The 13,718-nt window shown below is 56.6% G+C and carries 18 protein-coding genes; 3 read left to right on the forward strand and 15 right to left on the reverse strand.

The genetic code is table 11. From position 1 onward, the window contains the following. Positions 1-13 precede the first annotated feature (13 nt). The gene (locus tag FPT15_RS19400; RefSeq protein ID WP_145163805.1) at positions 14-2,071 is read right to left on the reverse strand and encodes a DNA cytosine methyltransferase; all 2,058 of its coding nucleotides are present in this window, start codon (positions 2,069-2,071) and stop codon (positions 14-16) included. A gap of 61 nt (positions 2,072-2,132) precedes the next feature. Here FPT15_RS19400 and FPT15_RS19405 point away from each other — a divergent pair, with 61 nt between their 5' ends. Further along, complete coding sequence (locus tag FPT15_RS19405) at positions 2,133-2,939, forward strand: hypothetical protein (RefSeq protein ID WP_145163807.1); 807 nt, start codon at positions 2,133-2,135, stop codon at positions 2,937-2,939. Positions 2,940-3,019: 80 nt separating this feature from the next. Here FPT15_RS19405 and FPT15_RS19410 read toward each other — a convergent pair whose 3' ends face one another. The 10 genes from FPT15_RS19410 to FPT15_RS19455 all read right to left on the reverse strand — a co-directional run bounded on the left by FPT15_RS19410 (position 3,020) and on the right by FPT15_RS19455 (position 8,649). Further along, complete coding sequence (locus FPT15_RS19410; protein WP_145163809.1) at positions 3,020-3,649, reverse strand: hypothetical protein; 630 nt, start codon at positions 3,647-3,649, stop codon at positions 3,020-3,022. A 465-nt stretch (positions 3,650-4,114) separates the two neighbouring features. Then, the gene (gene yejK / locus FPT15_RS19415) at positions 4,115-5,122 is read right to left on the reverse strand and encodes a nucleoid-associated protein YejK (protein WP_145163811.1); all 1,008 of its coding nucleotides are present in this window, start codon (positions 5,120-5,122) and stop codon (positions 4,115-4,117) included. A 60-nt stretch (positions 5,123-5,182) separates the two neighbouring features. Further along, on the reverse strand, positions 5,183-5,674 hold the full coding sequence (locus tag FPT15_RS19420; protein ID WP_145163813.1) for a hypothetical protein: 492 nt from the start codon (positions 5,672-5,674) through the stop codon (positions 5,183-5,185). Then, positions 5,662-6,132, reverse strand: a complete 471-nt coding sequence (locus FPT15_RS19425; RefSeq protein ID WP_145163815.1) for a hypothetical protein — start codon at positions 6,130-6,132, stop codon at positions 5,662-5,664. The genes FPT15_RS19420 and FPT15_RS19425 overlap by 13 nt, the downstream gene beginning before the upstream one ends. Then, positions 6,129-6,374 carry a hypothetical protein gene (locus tag FPT15_RS19430; RefSeq protein WP_145163817.1) on the reverse strand — a complete coding sequence of 82 codons (246 nt, stop codon included), beginning with the start codon at positions 6,372-6,374 and terminating at the stop codon, positions 6,129-6,131. Before FPT15_RS19430 ends, FPT15_RS19425 begins: the two co-directional genes overlap by 4 nt. A gap of 7 nt (positions 6,375-6,381) precedes the next feature. Further along, on the reverse strand, positions 6,382-6,945 hold the full coding sequence (locus tag FPT15_RS19435) for a siphovirus Gp157 family protein (protein WP_145163819.1): 564 nt from the start codon (positions 6,943-6,945) through the stop codon (positions 6,382-6,384). Beyond that, entirely contained in the window at positions 6,942-7,679 is a 738-nt protein-coding gene (locus tag FPT15_RS19440; protein WP_145163820.1) for a hypothetical protein, read from the reverse strand. Before FPT15_RS19440 ends, FPT15_RS19435 begins: the two co-directional genes overlap by 4 nt. 153 nt (positions 7,680-7,832) lie before the next feature. Then, the gene (locus FPT15_RS19445; RefSeq protein ID WP_145163822.1) at positions 7,833-8,027 is read right to left on the reverse strand and encodes a hypothetical protein; all 195 of its coding nucleotides are present in this window, start codon (positions 8,025-8,027) and stop codon (positions 7,833-7,835) included. After that, on the reverse strand, positions 8,024-8,215 hold the full coding sequence (locus tag FPT15_RS19450; protein ID WP_145163824.1) for a hypothetical protein: 192 nt from the start codon (positions 8,213-8,215) through the stop codon (positions 8,024-8,026). Before FPT15_RS19450 ends, FPT15_RS19445 begins: the two co-directional genes overlap by 4 nt. Continuing rightward, positions 8,212-8,649: a hypothetical protein gene (locus FPT15_RS19455; protein WP_145163826.1), complete on the reverse strand. Its 438-nt coding sequence runs from the start codon at positions 8,647-8,649 to the stop codon at positions 8,212-8,214. Before FPT15_RS19455 ends, FPT15_RS19450 begins: the two co-directional genes overlap by 4 nt. A gap of 207 nt (positions 8,650-8,856) precedes the next feature. On the opposite strand from FPT15_RS19455, the gene FPT15_RS19460 reads away from it, so the two are divergent. Next, complete coding sequence (locus FPT15_RS19460; protein WP_145163828.1) at positions 8,857-9,270, forward strand: hypothetical protein; 414 nt, start codon at positions 8,857-8,859, stop codon at positions 9,268-9,270. Between the two features lie 7 nt (positions 9,271-9,277). On the opposite strand, the gene FPT15_RS19465 is transcribed toward FPT15_RS19460, so the two are convergent. The 3 genes from FPT15_RS19465 to FPT15_RS19475 all read right to left on the reverse strand — a co-directional run bounded on the left by FPT15_RS19465 (position 9,278) and on the right by FPT15_RS19475 (position 11,778). Next, positions 9,278-9,661 carry a response regulator transcription factor gene (locus tag FPT15_RS19465; protein ID WP_145163830.1) on the reverse strand — a complete coding sequence of 128 codons (384 nt, stop codon included), beginning with the start codon at positions 9,659-9,661 and terminating at the stop codon, positions 9,278-9,280. A 672-nt stretch (positions 9,662-10,333) separates the two neighbouring features. Beyond that, positions 10,334-10,585, reverse strand: a complete 252-nt coding sequence (locus tag FPT15_RS19470; RefSeq protein WP_145163832.1) for a DUF1654 domain-containing protein — start codon at positions 10,583-10,585, stop codon at positions 10,334-10,336. 782 nt (positions 10,586-11,367) lie between these two features. Next, on the reverse strand, positions 11,368-11,778 hold the full coding sequence (locus FPT15_RS19475; protein ID WP_145163834.1) for a VOC family protein: 411 nt from the start codon (positions 11,776-11,778) through the stop codon (positions 11,368-11,370). A 324-nt stretch (positions 11,779-12,102) separates the two neighbouring features. Here FPT15_RS19475 and rhuM point away from each other — a divergent pair, with 324 nt between their 5' ends. Continuing rightward, the gene (gene rhuM, locus FPT15_RS19480) at positions 12,103-13,140 is read left to right on the forward strand and encodes a RhuM family protein (protein WP_145163837.1); all 1,038 of its coding nucleotides are present in this window, start codon (positions 12,103-12,105) and stop codon (positions 13,138-13,140) included. 87 nt (positions 13,141-13,227) lie between these two features. Here rhuM and FPT15_RS30125 read toward each other — a convergent pair whose 3' ends face one another. Continuing rightward, on the reverse strand, positions 13,228-13,449 hold the full coding sequence (locus FPT15_RS30125; RefSeq protein ID WP_145164109.1) for a hypothetical protein: 222 nt from the start codon (positions 13,447-13,449) through the stop codon (positions 13,228-13,230). Between the last annotated feature and the right edge of the window lie 269 nt (positions 13,450-13,718).

Genomic DNA, 13,718 nt, shown 5'->3' on the forward strand with positions numbered 1-13,718 from the left:
TACGGATGTACTCCTATGCTGCTTCGCATTGTCGCCCGACTGCGCGCCATGGATCGTTGGCCCGTGCCAGCGCGGCCATCGGCGGCGGGCTGACGCTGTTGCCGCACATGTGCACCTGCTGGGTTTTGGTGAACGGCTTGCCGTCGGCACCGTAGCTGATGATGTAGTCGGCGGGGAAGCCTTGGGCCTTGTACAGCTCGGCCGGCTTCAGCATCCGCAGGCAGATATCGACGATTACGTAGGGCATGCCCTTGACCATCACCGTGACCATGGCCAGGCGGTCTTTGGTGGTGATTGTGGGCGCGGGCGCATTGCAAGCGCTGATGTTCTCCGTTCCGTAGTAGCTGATCAGGAACGCAGCGACCCGCAGGGCACCGGCTTCGTGCTCAGGCGATAACGTGAGCGAAACCAGCGAGCTCTTGCCACCGCCGCCAGCGGTGATGGTCGGCGCCGGCTCTTCCAGGCCCTGGCCAATGCTGCCGCCGAATGCTCGCTCCATGAATGCGCTGACCAACCCGTGGTGCTGGCCGCCGGCGCTGATGGTGTGCAGCGGATCATTTACGTCCCGTGCATCGCAGTTGCCGCGCAAGTGCACCAGGTTCGCGACTGCCAGTTGCTGCTGGCTGCCGGTATTGGTCACCGTGGTCATGGGTTCGTGCATGCCCTTGGCGTGCATGGTGTTGAATCCGCCGTTCGCCTGGATCATCACCGCCGTGCTGACGGACTGCCCGCCGCCGCTTGCAGTGACGGTGCCCACCGGCCCGCAGATGTCATTTACCCCGTGGGATCGGCGTTTGTTTGCGCCAGAACCTTCGCCGTGCCCGGCCTGGACGATGCAGGCTGATGCAACCGCGCGATGACTGCGGGTCATGAGCGTCCCCATTGGGTGGTCGGCCGATACGGGGTGACCGGCGTACACCGGCCCGCCGGCGCCTACCAGAATTGAGCTGGTCAGTGCGTGCTTAACGCCGCCAGCGACCACCGTGCCCAGTGGGTGGTCGAGGCCTGGCACTCGTGGCTCTTGCCCTGGGCGTTCGCCGTAACCTGACTGAATCAGCGTGGGGCTGACCACCGAGAAGGCGCCGCCCTTCGGGTAGGAGGTGACGGTGCGCAGCGGCTCGTCGGCAGACTGCACCGTTTCCCCTGACCAGTTGGCGATCGGCACAATGAACGGCGCCGCGCTATCGATGACGAACTTCTTCATGCCTTTGGCTACGCGGCGCAGGGTCGCCGGGGCCAGGTCCTTCTTGCGGCCGAAGATGCTTTTGCCCAGGTCGGTGAAGTCGATGCAGTCAGCTGCCGTTTTCCACTTCTGCTGGCCCTTGGCGGGGTTCTTGGCGTGGGTCGGCTCGGGCCACACGATTGGCTGGCCGTCGCACCGGGCGATCATGAACAGCCGCTCCCGGCTGGTCGGCGCGCCAAAGTCGCACGCCTTGATCACCTTCCACTCAACCACATAGCCCATGGCTTCCAGCAGCGCGACGAAGCGGCGCCAGGTGCGGCCGCGCTGCTTCGGGTCTGGAATCAGGAACTGCTGGCCCACCGGCACCACCTCACCAGGTGAGGCAACGTCGCCGCCGAGTTTCACCCCCCGGCCGGTGACCTTGTCGCGCTTGGCGATCAGCCGGCCCCACTGCAGGATCTGTTTCACGTTCTCCAGGCTGATCACCCGGGGCCGCTTCATGCCTGCCCACTTGAGGCCGATCCATGAAAGGTTGCGGATCTCGCGCTTGCGCGGCTGGCCGCCGGCTGCCTGGGAGTGGTGCGTGCAGTCGGGCGACATGTGGAACCAGCCGACGGCCTTGCCGCCACATTCGGTGTCCGGGTCACCCTCGAACACGTCGGTGGTGAAGTGCTGGGCGCCCGGGTGGTTCATGGTGTGCATGCTGATTGCTTGCGGGCTGTGGTTCTTCGCCACGTTCACCGTGCGGCCCAGGCCCATTTCCAAACCGGTACCGGCGCCGCCACCACCACAGAAGAAGTCGACAACGATCTCGTCGTCCTGAGGGTTGAAGCCTAGTCCATACTGGGTTTTGAAATCGAAGGCGTGTTTCTTGTGATGTGCGGACATAGAGGGACCTCTCAGGTATATTTACCGACGATTTATCAATGGTGTGGTATAGGGTTTAGATATGGATATTTATCAAATAAATGAAAACTTAGTTCGTGCTGACTCATTCATCGCGCAGGGCGGATATAGCGCGTTACAACATGCATGTCTTGAGTTGCGATTGGCTATAGAGCGAATCGTCTACCGTAAGTTAGCTAAGTTAGGGGATAGCTTGCCCCCAGAAGTCTATAAAACTTGGCAGGCACCGAGGGCTATGAAGTTGTTGCTTGGATTTGAACCGAGAGCGGACAAACCTGCAAGGCTAGAAATATGCTTACATTCAGTTGATGGCAAGCCAAGTGGAGAATGGCTTGATTTGGGTGAGTATCGTATGCTTTCGGTAAAGTGGCTTAATAAAAACTATAATAAGCTTGGAAAGTTTCTCCATGAAACAAGCTTGGAGGAGGAGAGTGCTCCTTCAAAACTGAAGCCTGACGACTTGGTTTCTATCGCTGCCGAACTCAAGAGAGTCAATGATTCTGATATGGTTCTAGGTTTTAATCGAATTAGTGAGATTGATTGTGATTGTTGTAGCACCACGATATATGTGAGCGATTCGCAAATAAATGATCGCGCTGAGGTGTCTTGTTATAATGATTTGTGTGGGGCGGTTTTTATAGTGAGTCCGTTAGATGATGAGCTGTTCAAAACCGTGAGGAAATATCCGGGCAACGATTTTGCATGTAAGGACTGTAGCAGCAGAATTTCTTTAGATTCAGTAATTAAAGATGGATACATTAAATGTTGGAGCTGTAAGCAACGCTATCTCATAGGCTGGGGAAAAGTTCATGTTGCTTATGCTCCAGAAATTGACGGATCGAACCCCTGATTCCTTGCAGCTTTCATGGTCCTAAACTGGTGCCATAATTGGCTCTGTTGGGTAGTGGGAATTAGCTAAAATCCGCTAAGTCATGGTGTATTACTTGTACCGCAGTTCCGGCAGTCTTCCCGATAGCGCTGGGCGTCACTTATGAACCTGCCACAACCTTCGCAGTTGAACATCATCATTCGAGGCTTTTGCGGCTTCCCCAGCTTGATGCCGGTTCCTCGCAAGGCCTCCTTGATGTTCACGTCGTCGCGCTCAACCAAACGGCGGGCGAACTTGTCGATGTATGGTTTAGGCCACACAATGCCGCCGGTTTGCCCCAGCTTTCCGATCCAAGTAATGGTGTGCACTCTTGGCACCACCACGGCTTTTGACAGGTCGCTAGTGAACATGCCGTCATCACAGAGCCAAATCAGATTGTTGCCGTTCCAGCACTGCGGCTTTTGGATGTAAAATTCTGCTGCGTCAGGATGCTGGTCCAGCGCCTCGCCCAGCGTCACATATTGGCAGTCAACACCTAATCGCGCCCTTGCATCCACGTAGGCCTTGGGCCACGGTATGTCCGTGCCGCGGTGATCGCAGGCGCCGTCCCTGGTGAATACCTGGGCTTTAGCCAGGTCCGTCACATATCTAGAGCCGCCCACGCCCCAGAACGACAGGCCGTCGCCGACATAAGCATGGCTCCGGCTGTCCTGTAGATAAAACTGATCCATGGATCACCTCCAGTTAGGCGCCACCCTCCGGCTTCCGGTGGTGGCAATTTGGTTTTGGTTGGGGTATTGATAGTCGGCCCATGACGGGCATAAGGAGTTGAAAATGGAAATAACTTCTGTCAAACACACCATTAAGCTGAGCACTGACGAGATGTCGAGCTGCGCGTTTTGCAGTCAGAGCTTTGGTACATCCTTGGCCTGGGATATCAATCACCTAATTCAGGCTCACGGCGGCAAGCTCCTCCATGTCGGCACTCAATCACTGAATGTTGCAGACGAGCCAGCGTACTATTCCACAGTGGCATTGGTTGGCTTCGATGAGGCGCCTCCGGCGAGGGAGCCGTCGGTTCGTTTCACGACTCAGCTACCTCCCGGCGCTTAATCTCTTTAAGTTCCTCTCGCTGCTGCGCAATATCTAATTTCCGCGCCACGTTTTCACCAATCACGATTTCGTGGCGCGGATAATCAGGCCCCTGCACGCTTCAGTTGATCCGTGAGCTGCGTCGGCAGATTCCGCAGCGTCAGTGTCCCCCCAGCCTGGTCAAACTCGATCTTGTCGCCCAGCAGGTGGGCCTCGAAGCTGATCGACATACCCTCGGCCCGGCCAGTGAATCGCCGGAATTTGTTGAGCGTCTTCTTGTCCGGCGGCAGGGTCTCGGAAAGCCCGTAGTCCTTCTCCTTGATGAAGTCGTAGAAGTTCTTCGGTCGGTCTTCATCGATCAGACTAGACAGCTCGTCGAGGGTGATCGGTTCGCCCAGCTTGGCCTGGGCCATGGAGTAGCTGACCAGGGTGTTGGTCTTCTCGCGCGCCGACTCTTCTGGCAGATCTTCGCTTTCAACAAAGTCGCTGAACGCCTTCAGCAGCGTGCGGGTTTCGCTCGGGGCGTCGATCCCTTCCTGGCAGCCGATGAAGTCGCGGAAGTAATCGTTTAGCTTCCGGCCCTGTTTTCCCTTCAGGTACGAGATGTACTGCTTCGACTGGCGGTTGGTCTGCCATTCGCTGATGTTGATGCGTGCGGCCAGGCGGATGTGGTCCAGGTCCAGGCGCTTCACCGTCATCAGTGCGAGCTCTTCGGTCATCGTCACCGCCTCGGTTTCCTGCACCAGGGCGATGAATAGGTAATCGGTCATGCCTTGCTGGTAGTGGCAGAAGATAGCGTGCCCGCCGGTGGTGAGGTTCGACTCTTCCATAAGCTTGGTTAGGTGCTCGACGGCCGTGGCGCTGAACGCCAGGAAGTCAGTGACGCCGGCCAGGTACTTGCCGAGCCAGCCGCTGAACGGGAAAGCGCCTGACTCTTGGTGGAAGAAGCCCCATCCCTTGCCGGCGGTGGCGTTGTAGTTTTCGTTGAACTGCTGCATCAGATCGTCGCGGGCCTGGCTTTCAACCTGCTCAGTTGAGGCCAGATGCAGCACCGCCGGGTTGCCGTCGGGCTTCTTGTCGATTTTGTGAATTGCACTGTGGCGTACGGGCATTTGATGAACCTCGGGTAGGCGCCGCCCTCCGGGAACCGGATGCAGCAAAGTGAAAGGGCATTAATCGTCGTCGTCGGCGTTCATTTGGAGCGATACAGCGAAGCCTGCCTGGCGTAATTTGCGCGCCACGTTCTCGGATATGTCGATTTTGTGGCGCTTAATTTCCAGCAACGGAGCAGACTTTATGGGGCCAAGCGAGTGGGCATGCGCTATGAGCCGTTGAATCGTGCGTGAGTGCTTTGTCTCCCCCAGCTCAGCGGTGAGGCGGTCCAGCCTGTCGCGCATGCCCTGCCTGAAGTAGTGCCGGATGATCTCCGACGGGCCGGACACTTTCGGCGGCGCCGGCGGGAGGCCTTTGGGATTTGCATTTAAAACCAGCAACTGCAAGGCTTCGCTGATTTCCTCAAGCCCGTGCCAGCTCATCAGTTCGCTGAGCATGGCCCGTGCGCCGCACTGAACTGTTTGCCGCATTTCCTGTTCGCCCAGTTCCTGGCGCTTCTCCGCGAGCCTGGCCGTCCTTTCTTTCTGATCTGTGGGGGCTACGCGGCGCATGGCTCGACCTTCACCTGGTTCCAGGCGCCGACCGCTTCGAAAATCCGCGCGGCGTGCTCCTCGTCCAGCGACAGTGTGTCGGGGATAGCGATCCAGCCTGAAGCCACCATCTGGCATTGGTTGGCCTCGTCGCGCAGTTGCTTGTAGCAATGCTCGATCACGTCTTCCAGGTGGTCGGAGAGGTAGACGCCATCGGGCGCCACCTCCACCGACTTGCTGTACCGGTCGCCGCGGGCGTCGATGCAGAGGGCGCTGAGGTAGATCGTCCATCGGTGGGGGATACCGCAGACGGCCTGGCCAATCTTCCCCGGCGCGATGTTCTTCAGTGACTTGTAATTGATCATGCCCTGGCGGCCGCTGGGGTCGATGTTGACCACTGCGACGTGATTGGATGCCAGCAGCGAGCGGCACGATCGGGCTATGCGTGCATGCAGGTTATGCGGTTTGCGCTTGCTCATAGTGCCACCGCGAGTTTGCGCAGCGCCTTACGTTCTGCCGCTGTGATAGACGGCTTGCGGCGCTTGAGGATGGTTTCGGGATCGATCTTGGTGGAGCGGGGCGGTGGCAGTGGTTTGCGTGGCGGGCTTGGCAACTGCGCGACTGTCCCGCCAGCGGCCAAGAACTCCGCCGTGCGCTCCGATATTGAGTAGGCGTCCTTGCGGTGCTGCTCAAACAGGTTGAGGTGGTTGCTGACGTACATGGCGACCTCACTTGATTCGGATCGAACTGTCGCCGCGCTCCAAGTGAGCCCAGGTAGGTTCGGGTAGAAGTTCGTGTTCAGCGTCTTCACCGGCTGCCATGCGCTTGCGCACCGCTTCGTTATGTTCGCGGATCTCCTTGAGCTTGGCGGCAATGGCTTTTTTGTCCGGAGCAATGCTCGACTTCACAGTGGTCAGTTCGTCCGGCACTGCATCTTCGTTATCCACGATCACCCGTTCGCTGCCCATGGCCAGTGTGATGGTGAAGAGCGGACGCTTGATCGACTTGATGTTGGCGGCTTCCATGTTGCGCCGCAGATAGTCGCTGATCTGCGACACACTGTTGGACTTGATCCGCTTGAGTTCGGCCAGGCGCTCGATTTCGTTTTCGATGGCCGTCACGTCGCTTTCGATATTGCGGCGCAACATAACGATGTTGTCGGCCTTGTCGTTGAAGTCGCCCTGGACTTCGTCCATCGCGTGCTGCAAAGCCTCTTTAAGGCCTTCATCATCGGTGTCGGCCATGGCTTGGAGTTCGGCGAGTTTGCCGGTGAGTGCGTACAGTTGAGTCATGCTGCTGCCTCCTTGCCTTTCTCAAGGCTGGCTTTGCGTTCTTCGAATGCGCGAGTGATGCGGGCGATGAAGGCTGGTTCATTGCGGCGAGTAGCTTCGCGGATGTATTTCACGTTCAAGGTTTTCAGTTCGTACGTAGTGAGGGCCTTCCCGATGGTCTCAACTGCTGAGGCGAGCCAGTCCACGCGCTCCTGCTTCTGCCGAAGAATTTCAGCGTCCTTGTCGTCGGCATTTGCGATCGCTTCCTCTTCTTTGAGTTGAGTGACGTACGCGTCGTCATCGAACAGCCCGAGGAACACATCGGCGCTGAACCCAAGCATCGAAAGCGATTTCTTGATGGCGTCGGTGAGCGATTTTTTTGGCGCTTCGCCGTCAGTGATCATGCCGTAGGTAGTTTTGTACTGGTACCGAGTGCAGCCGTATTGCTCGATCTCGCCACGCTGGCTGTCCTGCATGAACCAGAGCGCGATTTTGACTGTGTGACCAATCTCGCGACCTATGCATGCGCGCTTGTCGCCTTCTCCGATGAAGATTTCATGACCCTCATCGAAGCGCTCTTCGACAATCCTCCAGCCCCAGCCGATGCCGACCGGACCAAACAGCTCGGTGGCCTTCATGGCCATCGCGGTACCGCTCAAGCTGGTGATGTCCTGGCCGTTGACCTTGGCTTTCTTGGTGAACCTGGTGTCGGTCTTATCGACCTTGTTCCAGATATGCATGTTCTGTTCGGACATGATTGGTCTCCGCGCCGCCGGAGAGGGGCGCTGTAAGTGTTTAGGAGGTGATCCGATCAGCGAGAGCGCTGAGCAACATCAGGAGGGTGAAGACTGCGAGGGCAGAGAAGGAGCCGCGCCAGATGAGCAGACGCCGGGTGCGCTGGCGGGTGGTCACGGCCGAACCCTCACCGCAATTCGACCGCCCTTCATGGTCGCCGCCAGGCGCTTCGGCAAGGTGGCCACAGCACGCTCACGCGGCTGGCCGATCACTTCATTGAAGGGGAGGCCGAAGCCCAGCATGATCAGCTTTGACTCAACGTCTTCAAGCTGCTCATCAATCAGCGATTTAACCGGTGCGGTGGTCATGCGGCCTCCTTGCGCTGCCTGGTGATCTTCAGCAGGCGCTGGCAGTAGTGGTTGAATTCTTCGACGGTGATCGCGTCGCCGGTAAGCATGTTGGTGATCATCCGTGCCACGACGGCTTGGGAGCCGGGCTCGCAGCTTGGGTGTTCAAGCGCCTCCAGCGCTTCGTCGATCAAGATGTGCGGGCTCATACATCGGCATCCACGTCGTCTTCGCGCTCTTCCCTTTCCGCAGCTACTGCGTCTTCGGCATACGGCCTCAGCAGCGCTACAGCGATCTTCTCGACCGCTTCAATCGGCCGTTGCTGGCCCAGCAGGTCTGCGGCGTGAGACCGGGCATCGCTCTGGCTGCCGAGCATCGCCGACAGCAGCAGCCGGGCAAACGAATCACGCTGGTCCAGACCGTCGATTTGGCGCTGGTTCAGGTGGCCCTGCAGGACCGTGCAGAACCGATCGAACGTCACCACTTGGGGCTGGCCGTAGCGGCGCTTCCACTTGATGTCGACGCCGCACACTAGGCGCTCCGCCGAATGCTCAAGCCAGTCCGTCACCTCGTCGCTATCGCTGACCTCTGGAGGCAACTGAGCGTCGTAACGCTCCTGGCAAATATTCAATGCTGCGTTCATGGTCGCCTCCAAGGTGGCGGGTTGTTCACCTGTATTCGTCAACACTCATGCCTACCGCTGGTTGCCGATGGGCGCGGGGGAGGAGTGCTGACGTAATAGAGGTGGGGAAGGGGGCCGGTCTTTCACGGCTGCCGCGGCGCTGGCCGTTTAGCGAGTCGTACTGAAGGCTGGTAGCATCGACACTCCTTATCGGAGCAAGGAATTGCTATGCATCAGGTTGTTGAAAGGGCGTTAAACGTGATCGCAGCAGAGAGCAGCGAGCCCGAATACACTGAAGCGTTCAGCGCTGTCCGTGCAGTAGTGGTTGAGTTTGGGGAGGAGAATTTGGCTGATCGGCTTTTTGCCGATATCCCTGACTCGATATCGTTTCTGCAGGTCGCTAGGCTATTTGATTTTCTTGCTTGGCAGACGGATGACAACGGATCAGCGATGACTCGCACATCTGAGCGCTGGCTCGTTGAAGGCACAGATCTACGCAAGATTCAGATCGCTCTCAACCTCGAGGTATACCCGTTTCCCGACGAGCATGAGATGTACCGCGTGCTGTCTGATGTGGCTGAGTCCCTCCCTCAGATGGCTGATAGATGCCAGCAGCTAATCAGTTCTCGGCAAAATCGGTAGCACCTGCTCATACAGTCAATTCAGCGCACTCAGTCCGACGTACCATCCGCATCTGAGCCATTCGCCGTTCCGGCGCCCGGCGATCACGACGCAGCGAGTCGTCACTGATCATCGAGTGCATCGCGATCAGCGCCGCCAGAACAAAGCACAACGGCGTGATGATCTGGCGCTTCATGGCCTCAGCCACCAAAGCAGTACGCTTCGTCACGCCCAGCTTGAACATCGCATTGGTCAGGCGCTTTTTGACGGTGCCAGCTTCAATGCCTGCTTCCCGGGCGATCTCTTTCGAAGTAAATCCCTGGGCAATCCAAAGCAGAAACTGAAGCTCTCGCGGCGCAAGGCCACGTCCGAGGTGACCCTTCCATGAACCGTTGATGATTGTTGCTTCCATCGTGGTGACCCTCGGTTGGTTTCCCGTTAGTCCCTGCTGCCAAGGACTATCGGTGAAACCCCCGACCTCGCTACTGGCGTCAGGCCGGGGTTGTTGCGTTAGCGGTGTGGCCCGTTGCCCGCTGCTGATTGCAGGGCAGGCCGGTCGTCTTCGGTGTGGGCTTCGAGCTTCCTACTCACAGCGTCAAACAGCATCTGTTCGCCATGGATCACAGGTCCTTACAACATGCACGCTACAGCTCTGAATGCCCTGGCTGAGTGGGGCAGCGTGCATGAGGTCCGGCGTTCCCAGCCGAGGCTATCGGGACCGCTAATTCTGTTCAATTGAGTCTCCCTTCTACCGCTGGGATTCGCGGGGCGCATTGCTTGCCGGGTCATTCGCACGGTTCGAGCGTTTCGCTCTCGATCAGCCGTACAGGGTGTTCCTGTCGTGGGCGGGCTATCTGACCCGTCTGATCGCCGGTCGCCGGTAGAGGCAATGCGGTCTGTTGGTATTTCTGTATTGCGCTGACTGTTAAAGAGCGGCGCAGCTCTCGCTGCTCGCCGGCGGTGTGCGTTGCTGGCTTGAGTTGAATTTAAGCAAGCTGAAATTGAAGTGTCAAGCATGCTGAAATTAATAATTCAGAATGCTGAAATTCAAGTCGTTAAAAAACCCGCTCTTTGGCGGGCTCCTTTATGCGTCGCAGTACTCGCGCCAGCCGATTCGAACGGCGCCGTCACCCAAATGCTCGATTCTTATTCCGGCGGTTTCGCCGATGTCTTGGATGACTTGGCACCAGGCTTCAGGGCTTTCGTCGTCGCGCCTGGATACCTCGACCAACTGAATCCGCTGTACTCGAGGGGAGGCGATTATGCGTTGTAGGCGGTGGCCCACAAGCTCGTAGGAATTTCGCGGTTTCGGTATGGAGTAGGGGGCCTGGATCATGCTTCGCTCCTTGTTAGCACTGTATACATATACAGTATTGATACTGTCATGTATTGGCAAGAGGGCGGCACGAAGTTTCATGCATAAATGCATATTTTTAAGGGGGCATTTTTGACAGGCAAAAAAAAGCCCGCTTATGGGCGGGCCTAAAGGGAATTCTTCGGAGGAGTAGGGGGAGTTTGGCCCCGCCCCTGTAAATGCCAGGTGAAAAGGATGTCGCAAAAGCAGAAAGCCTGCGCTGTGCTGGCTGCTGCTTTTGGTCCTTGTCGTTTGCAACACAAAGCTTACCAAGTCGCTACACGAAAAATATGACGTAACCCATTCTTCAGCTGTCATAAATCACGCGAATCAACTGTTCCTGAATAGAGAGCGTAGTTATGACTTTAAATCGATTGGTCAAGGTTGCAGCAGTTGTTGCTCTGCTGTCTTCTCTGTCGGGATGCTGGATTTTTATGCCGCCAGGAGGTGGTGGCGATGGTGGTCACGGTGGCCACGGTCAAGGTGGCGGGCCTGGCGGGGGCCCTGGCGGTGGTCCCGGTAGCGGACCGCGATAACGGACCTGGACTTGAATGCGTCGCGATGAGGAGAGGCGATCATAAAGATCGCCTCTTCGTGTGGTTTGATCTAATCATACTGAGCGCGGCTGGGGAGCGAGCATCTTGTAGCGGGTAGTGAATTAGAGATACAAGAAATCCTCCTGCGGCAACGTTTCACGCGATCAAATTTCAGACAGCAAAAAGCCCGCTCGATGGCGGGCGTCACGTGAATACTGTGAGCGGCTTCTACCCCGCCAAGTACAAATCTCCACGATGAGCGATATGCACCTTGTTGCCATCTGGATCACGCAGGTACGCACCGTAGTAACCGTCACCGTAGTGGGGACGTTGGCCAGGTTCACCTTCATCAGATCCGCCCGCAAGAAGCCCAGCTGCATAGGCGCTGTCTACCGCATTTGGAGAGGGTGCGGTGAAAGCCACCATGCTGCCATTCCCTGCTCCGGCTTCATTGCGGTCATAAGGGCTGTACACGTAAAAGCGAGGGAGAACGCTATCTGGCTTAATCCAGCATGCCGAAGGTGGTCCGCCATCAGGCGTCACAGGCCTGCGGCAGAGCCCCAGGGGGATCAGCACGGCGTCATAGAAGATCGAGGCCTTATCAAGATCGTTTGTCCCAACGGTTACGTGACTGAACATCCTGTATTCCTACTTACAAAGGCGAGACGTTATCGTGTCATTTTGAAGGTGGGCGTGTATAGCCGTTGTCGGGTAAGACGGGGAGGGCGAGTGTTGGCCCTCCAAATCGCAGACAAAGAAAAGCCCGCTCGATGGCGGGCTTTCTGTAATGCCAGGGGCGCCGATCCATCAGCGCAGCCAGTGTGCAATCACGCGGATCGCCAGCTCAGTGGTGGCACGACGAAGGGCTGAGACAAGAAGCCCGGCGCTGCGCTATATGTGCTCAATCAATTGATGGCAAAATAGCTCCTTGCTGAATCGAGCAACCCACATTCGGAGCGTATTATGTCAATGGAACTGGGAGGTAATGGTGGGACTGAAACCTCAGAGAACACAGTGTTTTTTAGTGATGAGAATACTGAGGTAAGCCTCCGTTTCGAATCTGATGACCAATCAATTTGGGCTACCAGTCAAAACATAGCCGACTTGTTTGGTGTGGACGTATCAAATGCTCGAAAGCACATTCGAAATATCTACTCCGATGATGAGCTAGAGAAAACGGCAACTAAGGCAAAATTTGCCTCAGTTCAAATTGAAGGTGGTCGCGAAGTTATCCGCCCCGATGTAGCACACTACAGCCTCGATATGATCCTCTCGGTCGGCTATCGGGTGAATGCCAAGAGGGCCGTAAAGTTTCGGCAGTGGGCGACTCAGACCCTCAAGGCATACATCGAACAAGGCTACGTAATCAACGAGAAGGCTCTCCGCGAGTCTCCCGAGAAGCTAAACAAGCTGGCCGCCGCGGTTCGAGCGCTTCGATCTGAAGAAAAGCAGGTTTATGCGAAGGTCCGAGAATGTTTCAGGATTTGCGCATCAGATTACGACCCACTCTCGAAGGAGGTCAGAAGCTTCTATGCCCTGCTGCAGGACAAGTTTCATCACGCAGTCACTGGCATGACGAGCTCAAAGCTGATCCTCGATCGCGCAAACCATAAGTCTCAGAATATGGGCATGCAAGCCATAAAAGGCACATCGCCAACGCTGGAAGAAGCAAAGACCGGCAAAAACTACCTGAATAACGAAGAGCTTTATCGGCTCCATTTGCTCTCTGAGCAGTTCATGCTATACGCCGAAAGCACCGCTCTCACTAAGCGCCCAATGACTATGGCCTCGCTGCATGGAAAGCTAGATGCTCTACTCATATTCAACGACTACCCCGTGTTCAGCGGGTACGAAGATTACATTAAGGAAGAGGCTGTGAGCCACGCTCGACAGGAGCTTGGGTTGTATAAAAAACGCCTAAAAATCGAGTCGCTTGGTTACGAGTATGACGAAGACGCTTTAGCGGCCGGCGAATATGACGAACTGCTGATTGACGCATAGTTTACATACCGGGCGTCAAGCTGGCGCCCTCACAAATCAGAGATGCACCACTTGCTCAGCCTTTCCCCCGCACAATCCTTCCCGCCTTCACCTCATCCGCACGCCATAGAAGTGGTTCAGCGCTATAAGCTCAACCACAGCCACGAAAACGCACAAAGCAATGAAATTAGGACTGAATACCCGCTTGCGATTCGATGATCCCCCGTCTGACCAGTTCGCACCAGTATAGATAGTGAGTACTGCAACGAGTGCGAGCAGAGCATAGGTCCAAGCCTTGCTCCAAAAGCTCTGCTCTCGCCAGGCAGTCATTGGCTCACCCAAGGCAACAGCATCAGGAAAACCACCCATACCCAGGGCACTTCATGGCTCTAAGGCGACGCGAAAGCGCTAGAGACTCTGTAAATTGAAAATACGAGGCGCCGAGCTTGGATCGCTGTGAGTACTGCAAAATATCCAAAGTCCGCTGGTAATCTGCGCTTTGCTTGAAGTTACGACACTGCTCAACCCGTTCAGCTTCCGTTACAGGCATCGGTACTGCGTCGATCTGTTTTTCGTACTCAGTTTTTTCTTTTGGCGTG

The organism is Pseudomonas sp. RGB, assembly GCF_007713445.1.
Classification (GTDB): domain Bacteria; phylum Pseudomonadota; class Gammaproteobacteria; order Pseudomonadales; family Pseudomonadaceae; genus Aquipseudomonas.

Coding starts and splice junctions, on each gene's coding strand:
- FPT15_RS19400 (WP_145163805.1), bottom strand. CDS start 2,071: ATGTCCGCACATCACAAGAAACACGCCTTCGATTTCAAAACCCAGTAT.
- FPT15_RS19405 (WP_145163807.1), top strand. CDS start 2,133: ATGGATATTTATCAAATAAATGAAAACTTAGTTCGTGCTGACTCATTC.
- FPT15_RS19410 (WP_145163809.1), bottom strand. CDS start 3,649: ATGGATCAGTTTTATCTACAGGACAGCCGGAGCCATGCTTATGTCGGC.
- yejK (WP_145163811.1), bottom strand. CDS start 5,122: ATGCCCGTACGCCACAGTGCAATTCACAAAATCGACAAGAAGCCCGAC.
- FPT15_RS19420 (WP_145163813.1), bottom strand. CDS start 5,674: ATGCGCCGCGTAGCCCCCACAGATCAGAAAGAAAGGACGGCCAGGCTC.
- FPT15_RS19425 (WP_145163815.1), bottom strand. CDS start 6,132: ATGAGCAAGCGCAAACCGCATAACCTGCATGCACGCATAGCCCGATCG.
- FPT15_RS19430 (WP_145163817.1), bottom strand. CDS start 6,374: ATGTACGTCAGCAACCACCTCAACCTGTTTGAGCAGCACCGCAAGGAC.
- FPT15_RS19435 (WP_145163819.1), bottom strand. CDS start 6,945: ATGACTCAACTGTACGCACTCACCGGCAAACTCGCCGAACTCCAAGCC.
- FPT15_RS19440 (WP_145163820.1), bottom strand. CDS start 7,679: ATGTCCGAACAGAACATGCATATCTGGAACAAGGTCGATAAGACCGAC.
- FPT15_RS19445 (WP_145163822.1), bottom strand. CDS start 8,027: ATGACCACCGCACCGGTTAAATCGCTGATTGATGAGCAGCTTGAAGAC.
- FPT15_RS19450 (WP_145163824.1), bottom strand. CDS start 8,215: ATGAGCCCGCACATCTTGATCGACGAAGCGCTGGAGGCGCTTGAACAC.
- FPT15_RS19455 (WP_145163826.1), bottom strand. CDS start 8,649: ATGAACGCAGCATTGAATATTTGCCAGGAGCGTTACGACGCTCAGTTG.
- FPT15_RS19460 (WP_145163828.1), top strand. CDS start 8,857: ATGCATCAGGTTGTTGAAAGGGCGTTAAACGTGATCGCAGCAGAGAGC.
- FPT15_RS19465 (WP_145163830.1), bottom strand. CDS start 9,661: ATGGAAGCAACAATCATCAACGGTTCATGGAAGGGTCACCTCGGACGT.
- FPT15_RS19470 (WP_145163832.1), bottom strand. CDS start 10,585: ATGATCCAGGCCCCCTACTCCATACCGAAACCGCGAAATTCCTACGAG.
- FPT15_RS19475 (WP_145163834.1), bottom strand. CDS start 11,778: ATGTTCAGTCACGTAACCGTTGGGACAAACGATCTTGATAAGGCCTCG.
- rhuM (WP_145163837.1), top strand. CDS start 12,103: ATGTCAATGGAACTGGGAGGTAATGGTGGGACTGAAACCTCAGAGAAC.
- FPT15_RS30125 (WP_145164109.1), bottom strand. CDS start 13,449: ATGACTGCCTGGCGAGAGCAGAGCTTTTGGAGCAAGGCTTGGACCTAT.